Source organism: Brevibacillus sp. B_LB10_24 (assembly GCF_046036945.1).
In the GTDB taxonomy this organism is placed as follows: domain Bacteria; phylum Bacillota; class Bacilli; order Brevibacillales; family Brevibacillaceae; genus Brevibacillus_C.
This window is the reverse complement of sequence record NZ_JBJQOQ010000030.1, coordinates 25,266-36,784: the sequence shown is the minus strand read 5'-3', so window position 1 is coordinate 36,784 and position 11,519 is coordinate 25,266. Positions and strand designations below refer to the sequence as shown.

Here is an 11,519-nt window from a genome sequence, read left to right as displayed (position 1 = left end):
GTGATTGTGATGGATATCTTATTGGTTGATGATCATCGCTCGGTCGTGGAAGGAACGAAAATGCTGATCGAATCCGAGCCGGACATGAATGTTACGATCGAGACGGATGTCTATTGTGTCCGGGACCTGGTTCGAATCAAAAAATTTGACGTCATTCTGTTTGATTTATACATGCCAAATAGTAACGGCGCCGATTTGGCTCGCCAGGTGCTCGAGTTTGTACCGGATGCCGTGATTTTGATCTATTCAGGGTTCGAGATCGCGCCCCATTTCAATTTATTAATGGAATCGGGCATCTCCGGCTTTATCGCCAAGACATCCACCAGGGAACAACTGATCCAGGCCATACGCTGCGCGGCTCGAAAAGAGGCCATCGTCCCGATGCATCTGCTCAAACAGCTGAGGCGTCAGGAAATTGTTGTTCAGGGGGGGCTCGAAGCGACGACGATCACCCGGGAAGAAGAAAAACTGCTGCGTGAATTGGCCAAGGGCAAGAGCAACAAAGAAATATCAAAAGAGCTGATGATCAGCCAGCGTTCCCTGGAATACAGCTTGACAGAACTGTTCCAAAAGCTCCATGTCAGCTCGCGGGTCGAGGTCATTAAAAAGGCCAAGAGTCTCGGGATTCTCCCGGCAGAGGACTTATACTAGTGAGTGTCACTTAAAAAACAGCATAATGTCTTGGTTTTCCCTCCAGGTACGCAGTTTGGCAGAACTGTGCGGCTGGAGGATTTTTTTTTTTTGCAGGTCCTGACATCTTTTGCGTGCCGAGCGCAATCTTTTGCGTGTTCCTGTTCAATGTTTGCGCGTTGCCATGTTGTTTATCCAAGTAAGATGAGATCAGAAAATAAAACTAAAGGAGATCGATTCACATGTTGCGTTTTTTATTGCGGTCAGCGGTTTATGCTCTGATTCTCATTCTGGTTGCGGGAGGAATCGGTACATTCGGCTTTCTGCGTTCCCAGAAGCAATTTTGGCTCTCGGTTCGCCAGGAACCCATTCCCACTCTGCAAGGTGTGGAAAAACCGGTTCACGATCCGAATAAACCTACGGTCGCTGTGCTGTTGGGGAATGAGAATACAGAAGGATTGGATTTCACGATTCCGTATCAAATCTTTTCCATGACCGGCGCCTATAATGTGTATGCCGTTGCCGCCGACAATGAGATCAGGTCGCTGACGGGCGGGCTGGAAGTCGTGCCTCATTACTCGTTTGCACAGCTGGATAAACTGCTTGGCAAAAGTCCGGATATCATCACCATTCCTTACATGACCATGTTTGACGCCTCAACCTTTCAGCCAGTCCGGGAATGGATCCTGAAACATAAGGAAACCACTCTCGTGAGCATTTGTGCCGGAGCGGATAACCTCGCCTCTACCGGGCTGCTGGATGGCAAGCTGGGAGCATCGCACTGGCAAGTCATGCCCATCCTGACAAGGAAATATCCCGAAGTGGACTGGAAACAGGATCAACGCTATGTAGTCAATAACGGCGGGAAGATGGTCTCCTCGGCCGGGATCTCATCAGGAATTGACGCAGTCCTCCACGTCATTTCACAGCAGCTCGGGGAACCGATGGCGGAAAAAATCGCGAAAGAAATGAATTATCCTTCTTATTCATTCGTGAAGAATCCAAAGGTGGAGCCCTTCCAGCTCGACTATCGCTTTTCAACCTATGTGTTGAATAACGCTTTTCAATGGAACAAAAAAGAGGCAGGCGTGCTGCTGTACAACGGTGTGGAGGAAATGGCGGTCGCTTCCGTCTTTGACATCTATTCAGACAGCGGGACGACAAGGGTCCATTCCTTTTCCGGCACGGGTCAGCCGATCGTAACGAAGCATGGCCTGATCCTGCTGCCCCGGTATGAGATGTCCCATCTCCCCAAGCTGGATAAAATCATAGTCCCGGGCACCGAGGCAAAGAGACTGGCAGAAAGTGAAATCAAAGCCTGGAATAAAGTAGGGAACGGGCAGGAGCTTCAATTGGTTCACAGCGGCTCGAATCGGTTTCTCTTCGAACTGCAGCTTGAGGATTTAGCCAAGCAAGAAGACGTCTTAACCGCGGCGCATGCAGTAAGGCGACTGGAATTTCGCGCCAATGACTTTCAGCTAGAGGGCAAGTCGTTTCCGCTTGAAACCTATGCAGATTTGCTGCTTACCTTGGCCGGAGCTCTGCTGATTGCGTTTTTCATCGACAGGCGATTCATTTCCAAGCGAAAAGGAACCGTCCGCTCATGCCCGCTGCACAGATGATTGCTATGATTTGGAGCGTCTTTTGTTGCGGTACATTTCCGCGTCAGCAAGCTTAATCATTTCTTCCGGTGTGATCTGCATGCGCGAATGGTACTGAAACAGCCCATGACTGACCGAAATGGGATATGGTTTTTCGTGGCGAATACTGGCCTGGGAAAAATCTCTATGCAGGTGTTTCCAAAGCGTCTGCACTTCATGCAATTGCTTGTGGTCAAAAAGAATGATAAACTCATCGCCGCCATATCGGAAGAGCATGTCATTTTCTCCGATATGGCTTTTGATCGCGTTGCAAACGATTTGGATCAGTTCGTCTCCCTCTGCATGGCCAAACGTATCATTGACAAATTTGAGGTTATTCACGTCAACAAAGCAGACGATAAACGCCAAATCTTCATCCTGTGCCCGCTCGAGAGCCCGCTTGAGCCGTTCCATCCCGGTTATCCGGTTCAAGACACCCGTGTGCATATCCAAAGAGGCGTGCCTGACGAGCTCCGCTTCCATTTTTTTCAGTTCGGTGATGTCGGTCACGCCCAGCAGCATGCATTTTTCATCCGCGTAATCAATCGTCTCTGAACTGGCCATGGCCCAGCGCGAATGACCGGAAGAAAGCTGATGTTCCATGATGGTATTCTTTACCATTCCATGTTGGTGCAAAAGCTGCAAAAAGGAATGTTTATCCTCAGGAGTCTGGAAGAGCTTCGTCTCGTCCAAGGTGGCACGCTCAAGCGGGGAAAACGCAAAATACTCCGCTGCGCGCTTGTTATACAGCAAAATTTCCCCATCGCTCAGGCGGGAGAGGAAGAGGGGGAACGGATTCATATCGATGAGCTTTCGCAGGTTCTGTTCATTTTCTTCCAGTTTTCGCTTATCTTCGAAATGCTTCCATCTGTAAGAATAGAAAGAAAACGACAAAAGAAATGAGAATCCGACAGCAATCGTACTGTTGATTTCCTTTGATATGAGGGCGTACGTGCCAGTTTCCGCCAGTTGCAAGCCGGTGAGAAAAAAGGCATGGATGACCAGCAGGATGGATAGAAAATGCTTGGGCCTGATCGGAAACATCGCCGCCACACAAATCATCACAATGACGTATGCATCAATATTTCCGATTAGTCTTAGGCTATTGATGGAGGCTGACGCACCCATAAAAAGATAGAGGAAAATTGTGCTGTTGATAATGATCGCGGTTCGCCTGGGGGATAAAGAACGCTGCTTTCTCTTTTGCCATGAATAAAAAAGCAGGTATGCGATTGACATCAGCAACCCGGTGAGATGAATGCCTGTAAGCGTCTGGGCGAATATTTGATCCTGAACATCCCGGTACAGAACGAAATCTGTATAAAAGTAGATCGGGTACAGCAAGATCAGTGTATAGGAACCCAGCTTGATTCTGGCGAGGATGAGTTGATTGTTTTGTTCGATGAAGTCTTGTAGATAGGGGGAATGCCTGTCTTTTCCCATGTCAAGCATCGTCAGCATCAACAGATCCAGTCCTTTTTTATGCGATAATACGTATTCTAGCATGTTTCCCGCGCTGAAAGAAATGGTTCGCCTGAAATCAAGCTGCAAAATTCCAGCTTTCCCGGATTTGCTGACGATTGATGTGATTTAAATAGGCGAGCGATTGCCGGGCGATTCCAACAAGTAGATTCAAGAAGATCGTTCTCGATATTCCGGATTTTTCTATGAATTTTATTGTGTCTGACATATCCTTCCCATTAGAAATACATCGCAGCTGTGGCGGTAAGAAACGACAGACATATTTTTCTAATTCGACGAGTGTTCTCATGTTCCTTGCCAGCAAAATAAGGTACCATAGGTGTAAACCGCAAAGATTTTATCCTTGGGAGGCTGCCATGGTATCGATTATTCCAATGAAACGGGAAAACTCGTATAAAATTCGCGAGATTGACCGCTCGGAAAAAATCGAGCTGATCTACAAATGCACCGGAGGAGTTCTTGAAGAAATAAAGGCAGGACATGAATGCCCCAATTGGGATGAAGACCATTACCAGGAGATCATTGGCCGCTTCGAGGATGAACTCGCGAAAGGTGGAACGGCTTTTGGAGCCTTTGACGGCGATACATTGGTCGGGTTTGGCGTCTTGGCTCATACATTTAGGGGAAGTAAAAATGATCAACTTCAGCTTGACCTGATGTATGTGACGCGAGCATACCGCCGACAAGGAATCGGTCGCCGGATTTTCGGTGCACTTAGCGCTGTGGCGGTCAATAAAGGGGCGAAATCTTTATACATCTCTTCAACTGAAACGGAATCTGCAGTCAAGTTTTATGCAAGCTGCGGTTCCGCAATAACCACAGAAATCGACGCGGAACTATTTGAGAAAGAACCGTACGATATTCATATGCTGAAAAAATTGTGAGTTTTTCTTGATATCTTCTGTGGGGACCGCTGCCACTCCCTGAGACCTCCGGTGCTCCTTTGAAGCCAAAAGTAAAAAAAGGCATTCGAGACTTTTTGGTTTCTCGACTGCCTTTTTATGTATTAAAATGGGAATTATTAACAATACTATTTTGGGGCGTACATTATCATTAGAATAACGGATCGGGAAAAAAAAGTCTACTCTTTTTTTCGGTATTTTTTTATATTGAATATGCTGTTTCCGTCAAGTGTGATTCATTTTTGGAAGGGGAGGTTTGTAACGGTGATTAACAGTACTGAAGCGGAAGAGAGAAAATACCTGGAGCTTATTGTCAGCAAGCTTCATCAAGCATTAAAGGAAATGGATGACAAAGTAGCTTCCACTTATAACGCCGTGATCGAAGCGAAGAAGTACCTGTGGGAGAATCTAGCGATGCTGGATTCGGCAGAGAGAGCAGCCCATCGGATGGATATTTCACTGACGATTGACGTTGGAGAAAAAGAAGTTGCCAGGCGCAGAAGAATTCAGAGACTGATCCAATCACCTTATTTTGGCAGAGTGGATTTCGCCGGTACTGATCAAACAAGAGCAGATTCCTTTTATATCGGGATCCATTCGTTTGCAGAGGAAAACGGACACGAAAATTTGATTTACGATTGGCGTTCACCGATCGCCAGCCTGTTTTACGACTTTGGAATCGGCAGCGCCCACTACACAGCCCCGGCAGGGAAAGTGGAAGGAGAGATTAGCTTAAAGCGGCAGTACAAAATCAAGAACAGTGTCATGGAGTACATGATTGAAAGCTCGCTGAATATCAACGACGACGTCTTGCAAAAAGAACTCAGCAGCACTTCTGACGAGAAAATGAGGAACATTGTCGCTACCATCCAAAAGGAACAAAACGTCATCATCCGTAACGAAACTTCCCATGAACTCATCATTCAGGGAGTGGCGGGGTCCGGCAAGACATCCGTCGCTTTGCACCGGGTTGCCTTTTTGCTGTATCGGTATAAGGAAAGCTTAACGTCAAGGAATGTTCTGATCCTGTCTCCCAATAAGGTTTTTTCCGATTACATTTCGAATGTGTTGCCGGAGCTTGGGGAAGAGCCGATCATGGAGATGAGCTTTGATGAATTGGCATCGAGAGAGCTGTCGGGAATATGTGATTTCCAGACGTTTTACCAGCAAGTCGGAGAGCTTTTGCATGGTGCCGATGACAGCGTGATTGAACGGATCAAGTATAAGGCTACGATGGATTTTGTTCATAAGTTGGATTCTTTTATCGAGTATGCGGATCAGGAATTTTTTTCTCCTGCGGATATAACCATTGATCGCGTCTCCATTTCGAAAGAAGCACTGCTCGCCGGCTATCAGTCTTTGAAAAGAATGCCGGTAAAACAGAGACTGGAAAAGCTCGCTATGCAAATGATCGGCAGCAGCAAAGTAGAAAATGGACAAAGAGTGGCGCCGTCCACTGAGAAAAAAATCAAAACCGCGGTCAAGAAAATGTTTGCTTGTCAAAACGTGCTTTCTTTGTACAAGAATTTTTATCAATATACCGGAAAACCGGAAATGCTCAAAATGAAACGAGCAAAAACGCTTGAATGTTCCGATGTCTTTCCTCTGATCTATTTGAACATGTATTACGAGGGGGCAAGGCCGCTTGATTTTGTCAAGCACTTGCTCATCGATGAGATGCAAGACTATACGCCGATCCAGTACGCGGTGATCGCGAAATTGTTTCCCTGCAAAAAAACAATTCTCGGGGACAGCAGCCAATCCGTCAATCCTTATTCTTCGTCTTCCATGACGGACATTCAAAAGGTCTTTCCTGAGGCGGAGACTGTCGAGTTGGTGAAAAGCTATCGCTCCACTTGTGAAATTACGCAGTTTGCCCAGAAGTTGAAGGAGAACAAGAAACTCGTTACAATCGAACGGCATGGAGAAGAACCGCAAATCACAAAATGCCGCAGCAAAGCGAAGGAATGGGATGAAATCAGAAGACTGATCGCCGAGTTCACCGCATCACAGCATCGCTCGTTGGGGATCATCTGTAAAACTGAAGCGCTATCGAACGAAGTGTATGCCAATCTGAAGGGGCTATGCACCGATCTTTACTTGTTGGATTTCGACAGTAAAGCCTTTCATGAGGGGATCATCGTAACCACTGCCCATTTGGCGAAAGGCTTGGAGTTTGACCAGGTCATCGTGCCCTTCGTCGACGCATCGACTTATCGGACGGAGCTGGATAAAAGCATGCTGTATATCGCCTGCACCAGAGCGATGCATAAATTGAATTTGACTTGCACAGGCGATTTGACGCCTTTCCTGGATGAGGTTTGAGATTTACTGAACCATCAGCGGGAAGATCTGCTCGCTGGGAAAATGATGTTCTTCCTTGAATGGTGGTGGTGTGTAGTACAGCTGAAAGGCCACACGAGCGGCGGTATCGACACCGACCGATATGGGTGAAGATATCGCCCAATTCGATGGTTTCCATCTGGAGAAATAGAGAGGAACAACACGTTTGCTTGAAGGAGCTCTCCGGTGGTGGGAGTATTCATAATAGTCAAAAGGAAGCGGGGGTGAACAATGGCAGATGAAGAATTAAGCAATAGCACAATCTTTCCATTGGGAGAGAAAGTTAAAGCAAACTTTATCGGAGATGCATACTTGCTTATGGTGTTTACCGATCCGAACCCGTAAATGCCTCAATCGGAAATGTAACTTTTGCCCCTGGAGCCCGCAATAACTGGCATTCTCATAAAATCGGACAAGTTTTGTTAGTTACAGGCGGTGAGGGTTGGTATTGGGGCATAAACCGATGCTGCTGGATCCACAGCATCTCGCCCGGGATTGCCCGATTGGTTGAGATTCTTCGCTTTCCTTATCTGCCAACGTAATCAGGTTTTCACGGACCAAGGTTGATCACGACGTGGTATGGGGCGGCCTGGTAAAAAATAAAGCGCCATCGGGCAGATGGCACTAATGGTTTCATAACTTGTTGTAAAGGCAGGGAATCTTGGTTTTAAAAACAGGAAAATGAAATAATTAATCTTAAATCAAATCCGGTGTATCTCCAAAATCTTCCAGTCCATCTGAAGCCTGCAATTGATCTGGGACCTATAAAAACAGGAAAAAACCAGAATTGATCCCGATTCACGAGCCAAACATACGTCATGCGAAATCTACAACCAGCAATCGCTCCGGGATCAACTGCAAAGGGGGCTGGCTGTTGGGGAATGAATGTTGGGGGAGGAAATGACGGCGGTGAAAATTGCTGTGGTCCTGGAGGCTGACCAGGAAACTGACCAGGAGGCGGCCAAAATGCCATTCGATTCCACTCCTTTTTACAAATTATTTTCCACATTGTACGTTGGAACAAATCATAATGATTGGGCAGAAAACTCAATTTTGGCTTATCCAGATGTAAATGATACAAATTTGGCTCAAGAAGAAAAAGTCCGAATTTGGAAATTCGGACTCTAGAATTAACGGCGGCGGAAACGGTGACGAATACGGCGACGAATACGGCGACGAATACGGCGGCGGCGACGATGGAAGAAAAACGGCATAAAACCACCTCCTCCGTGTTAATATTTTATTTTATGAACGATTGTTAAAAATGATTGGACAAACTAACGAGTTAAAACGTTTGTTTTGCAGAACGGTTTGTACCGCCAGGAGAATCGAATCGAGAAAAAGTAGCAACAAAAATTGTTGCCACCCCAATGATCATGCATCAAATTTTTCGAATTGATGTTGCAGCATCTTCATCGCTTCGTGAGACCGATGCTTTTCAAGATGCTGGAGTGGCAGGCCGGCATTCAGACCGACTTTTCCGTCAGCATCGGCAAAAGCGGCAAATACCTGGAGAAATACCTTTCTGCGGACAACTGGCAGCAGCTTTTGGACACCTATCCTGAGGGGAGTTATGAAGCGGTATGGGAGGCGCTGTTCACGATGGGGGATTTGTTCCAAAAAACAGCTCAGAAAGCGGCGGCCCAATTGCAGTACGAGTACCCTCTCGAAGAAGCCCGGCGCGTCATGGAGTATTTGCGGCGAGTCCGGGAATTGCCACCGGATGCCGCTGAGATTTTTTAAATTTGCGAAGAGTCACCCGTACTTTTCCATCTGTGGCGCTCTCACTTGGGCGCCTTCGCTATTGAAACGATGTACCTTTTTATCCCGCCTCTTTCCTGACCATCAGCCAGTGACCGCCATAGGCCGCAGCAGTAAACTAGTTCTTTATTACCATATTCTTATTCAATTATATTTGTCTTTTTGGGACTATTTCCCCTGTTACATAAATTGGAATTTGATTATTATGGTTAGGTATGAAAAATGTTACAGATATTGGGAGGAAGCTGGAGTTGAAAAAATTTACACTCACTTTATTAGGGGCAATCTTGGCACTAGGGATCACAGCATGTGGCGACAAAGGAACCAACGGCACGAACACAAACAATCAGGGGGAAACACAAACAGAAAAGGCAATCACCGTGGATGAACTGCTCACCAAGTCTGCGGAAGCTAGCCAGAAGTTGAATAGCTTTTCTATGGAAGCGAACATGAACCAGAACATCACAATAGCGCAGGGCGATCAGAAGCAAGAACAAAAGATCGATATCGCGATGAAAGCAGATGCGAACAAAGAGCCGTTCGGCATGTACCAGGAAATGAAGATGTCCATGCCGGGCCAAGGCGAGCAGGATATCAAGCAGTACATCACGAAGGAAGCGATTTACACGCAAGTGCAAGGAAATTGGGTGAAGCTTCCGGATGAAATGATCGGCAATATGATACAGGCGCTGGAAGAGTCCGCAAAACCTGAGAAGCAGCTGGAGCAGTTCAAGTCGATCGCCAAAGACATGAAAGTAGCGGAAGACGGCGACAAGTACGTGATGACAGGCGATCTTTCCGGCGACGGACTTAAGGACTTGGCCAAATCGCTGATGAGCCAAGCGGGCAGCGGCGAAGATCAGCAGGCCCTGGAAATGATCGAGAAAATGAATATCAAGAACATCAAAGTCACCTACGCGGTCAACAAAGATTCCTTCCTGCCGGTACAGTCGGACATCGACATGGTAATGGAAATGGAAGAGGGAGGTCAAAAGATCTCCATGGATATTGCGATGAAGAGCTCGTTCTCCAAGTATAACGAAGTTGGCGAGATCAAGGTGCCTCAAGAGGTTGTAGACAGCGCGCAGTAATCTGGGCGTTCAACCGCCGAATCCATCATCAGGATTCGGCGGTTTTCTTGTCCGGTCATTGTACGTCTAATTTGATTGGCGTTGTCTTTTTTGGCAGGCGACGATTTTGCCTTTCCTCTTTTTTGCTCTTTTCATTTTGCCCAATCTTCCTTATTCTGGAGATGTTATCAAAGTTGAACCAGAATAGAGGGGATCGTGTGACTTTCTTGAAAAGCAATAAAGTTGAAAATCGTGTAATATGTATACGATGACACGGTTGGATAAAGCCAAAGCCAATGAAAGGCGGTTTTACAGTGATGAATGAACCAGATGATGTAGGCGGAAGCAGAAGTCAAACAGCCCCGTTACCCAGTTACATCGATACTCCTAAGATGCAGGAACGGCTATATAAACGGACGCTCGTAATCGTCGTCATCTCACAAATTTTCGGCGGAGCCGGTCTCGCGGCAGGAGTCACGGTCGGAGCGCTCCTCGCCCAGGAAATGTTGGGAACAGACAGCTTTGCCGGCCTCCCTGCTGCGCTGCTCACTCTCGGATCTGCCCTCGCTGCATGGCTAATCGGACGGCTCTCTCAACGCCACGGACGCCGTTTCGGACTGGCGGCGGGATTTTTGACGGGAGGCGCAGGCGCGGTCGGGGTCATCCTGGCCGCTGTAGATCGCAATATTCTGCTGCTTTTTGTTTCGCTGTTTCTCTATGGTGCCGGTACTGCTTCCAACCTGCAGGCACGCTATGCCGGCACAGACTTGGCAAAGCCTTCACAGCGGGCGACAGCCGTCAGTATTGCCATGGTATCTACCACATTTGGCGCTGTTGCCGGTCCCAATCTCGTTGATGGTATGGGGCGCTTCGCCGAGTCGATCGGTGTTCCGGCGCTTGCCGGCCCTTTTATTCTGGGAGCGGCGGCCTTTACCCTGGCCGGCCTGGTCCTCTTGGTCTTCCTCCGTCCAGACCCCATGCTCCTGGCCAAAGCAATCGCCGAGGCACAGAGAACGGATCAGAGCCAAACCACAGGCAAGACCGCGAATATTCCGGCCATCAACAGCCGGGGGATTATCGTCGGGGCAACCGTGATGATTTTGACCCAAATCGTGATGGTGGCGATAATGACGATGACTCCAGTACATATGAAGCACCACGGACATGGGCTGGGGGAGGTAGGATTGGTCATCGGGATTCACATCGGGGCGATGTACCTGCCATCGCTTGTGACCGGCATCCTCGTCGACAAGGTAGGGCGGATTGCCATGTCTTTCGTCTCCGGTGCCGTTTTGCTTGCCGCCGGTATACTTGCCGCAGCAGCGCCTGCCGATTCCCTGCTGCTGCTCATCACCGCTCTCGCACTGCTGGGGCTGGGCTGGAATCTTGGCCTGATCAGCGGCACAGCGCTCATCGTAGACGCAACTCACCCGTCCACCCGGGCAAAAACGCAAGGGACCATTGACGTCTTGATCGCTTTGGCCGGGGCTTCGGGCGGAGCGCTCTCCGGGATGGTCGTGGCGCAAACGAGTTACGCGACACTCTCGCTGGCTGGAGGGGTCCTGTCCCTGCTGCTGATTCCAGTCGGTATCTGGCTGCGCAGCAGTCGCAAGCGGGAGAGTGTTGAGAAGCCTTCCTTCTAACCGGCCGGGATGAAAGCGGCTTATGGCTCGGCTGACGTTTTTTTGTTA

At 48.1% G+C, this 11,519-nt stretch carries 10 protein-coding genes; 8 read left to right on the top strand and 2 right to left on the bottom strand.

The window, feature by feature from the left end:
* Positions 1 to 9: 9 nt before the first annotated feature.
* Together ACI7RC_RS21525 and ACI7RC_RS21520 are read left to right on the top strand one after the other, a co-directional pair.
* Positions 10 to 651, top strand: a complete 642-nt coding sequence (locus ACI7RC_RS21525) for a response regulator transcription factor (RefSeq protein WP_408110249.1) — start codon at positions 10 to 12, stop codon at positions 649 to 651.
* Positions 652 to 872: 221 nt separating this feature from the next.
* Positions 873 to 2,252: a DJ-1/PfpI family protein gene (locus tag ACI7RC_RS21520; RefSeq protein ID WP_408110248.1), complete on the top strand. Its 1,380-nt coding sequence runs from the start codon at positions 873 to 875 to the stop codon at positions 2,250 to 2,252.
* A gap of 3 nt (positions 2,253 to 2,255) precedes the next feature.
* On the opposite strand, the gene ACI7RC_RS21515 is transcribed toward ACI7RC_RS21520, so the two are convergent.
* Positions 2,256 to 3,776: a sensor domain-containing diguanylate cyclase gene (locus ACI7RC_RS21515; protein WP_408110247.1), complete on the bottom strand. Its 1,521-nt coding sequence runs from the start codon at positions 3,774 to 3,776 to the stop codon at positions 2,256 to 2,258.
* Between the two features lie 332 nt (positions 3,777 to 4,108).
* On the opposite strand from ACI7RC_RS21515, the gene ACI7RC_RS21510 reads away from it, so the two are divergent.
* Positions 4,109 to 4,636 (top strand): GNAT family N-acetyltransferase, encoded by a 528-nt coding sequence (locus ACI7RC_RS21510; RefSeq protein WP_408110246.1) that lies wholly within the window; start codon positions 4,109 to 4,111, stop codon positions 4,634 to 4,636.
* Between the two features lie 282 nt (positions 4,637 to 4,918).
* A complete protein-coding gene (locus tag ACI7RC_RS21505; protein ID WP_408110245.1) occupies positions 4,919 to 6,979 on the top strand; it encodes a HelD family protein in 2,061 nt (686 codons plus the stop codon).
* Between the two features lie 685 nt (positions 6,980 to 7,664).
* On the opposite strand, the gene ACI7RC_RS21500 is transcribed toward ACI7RC_RS21505, so the two are convergent.
* A complete protein-coding gene (locus ACI7RC_RS21500; protein WP_408110273.1) occupies positions 7,665 to 7,970 on the bottom strand; it encodes a transporter in 306 nt (101 codons plus the stop codon).
* On the opposite strand from ACI7RC_RS21500, the gene ACI7RC_RS21495 reads away from it, so the two are divergent.
* From ACI7RC_RS21495 to ACI7RC_RS21480, 4 genes are all read left to right on the top strand, one after another.
* Positions 7,907 to 8,125: a hypothetical protein gene (locus ACI7RC_RS21495; protein WP_408110274.1), complete on the top strand. Its 219-nt coding sequence runs from the start codon at positions 7,907 to 7,909 to the stop codon at positions 8,123 to 8,125. The genes ACI7RC_RS21500 and ACI7RC_RS21495 overlap by 64 nt on opposite strands.
* A gap of 270 nt (positions 8,126 to 8,395) precedes the next feature.
* Positions 8,396 to 8,740: an aminoglycoside 6-adenylyltransferase gene (locus tag ACI7RC_RS21490; protein WP_408110244.1), complete on the top strand. Its 345-nt coding sequence runs from the start codon at positions 8,396 to 8,398 to the stop codon at positions 8,738 to 8,740.
* 269 nt (positions 8,741 to 9,009) lie between these two features.
* Positions 9,010 to 9,849 carry a DUF6612 family protein gene (locus tag ACI7RC_RS21485; protein WP_408110243.1) on the top strand — a complete coding sequence of 280 codons (840 nt, stop codon included), beginning with the start codon at positions 9,010 to 9,012 and terminating at the stop codon, positions 9,847 to 9,849.
* Positions 9,850 to 10,145: 296 nt separating this feature from the next.
* Positions 10,146 to 11,471 carry an MFS transporter gene (locus ACI7RC_RS21480; RefSeq protein ID WP_408110242.1) on the top strand — a complete coding sequence of 442 codons (1,326 nt, stop codon included), beginning with the start codon at positions 10,146 to 10,148 and terminating at the stop codon, positions 11,469 to 11,471.
* The last annotated feature ends 48 nt before the right edge of the window (positions 11,472 to 11,519 follow it).

Coding starts and splice junctions, on each gene's coding strand:
- ACI7RC_RS21525 (WP_408110249.1), top strand. CDS start 10: ATGGATATCTTATTGGTTGATGATCATCGCTCGGTCGTGGAAGGAACG.
- ACI7RC_RS21520 (WP_408110248.1), top strand. CDS start 873: ATGTTGCGTTTTTTATTGCGGTCAGCGGTTTATGCTCTGATTCTCATT.
- ACI7RC_RS21515 (WP_408110247.1), bottom strand. CDS start 3,776: ATGCTAGAATACGTATTATCGCATAAAAAAGGACTGGATCTGTTGATG.
- ACI7RC_RS21510 (WP_408110246.1), top strand. CDS start 4,109: ATGGTATCGATTATTCCAATGAAACGGGAAAACTCGTATAAAATTCGC.
- ACI7RC_RS21500 (WP_408110273.1), bottom strand. CDS start 7,970: ATGGCATTTTGGCCGCCTCCTGGTCAGTTTCCTGGTCAGCCTCCAGGA.
- ACI7RC_RS21490 (WP_408110244.1), top strand. CDS start 8,396: ATGTTGCAGCATCTTCATCGCTTCGTGAGACCGATGCTTTTCAAGATG.
- ACI7RC_RS21480 (WP_408110242.1), top strand. CDS start 10,146: ATGAATGAACCAGATGATGTAGGCGGAAGCAGAAGTCAAACAGCCCCG.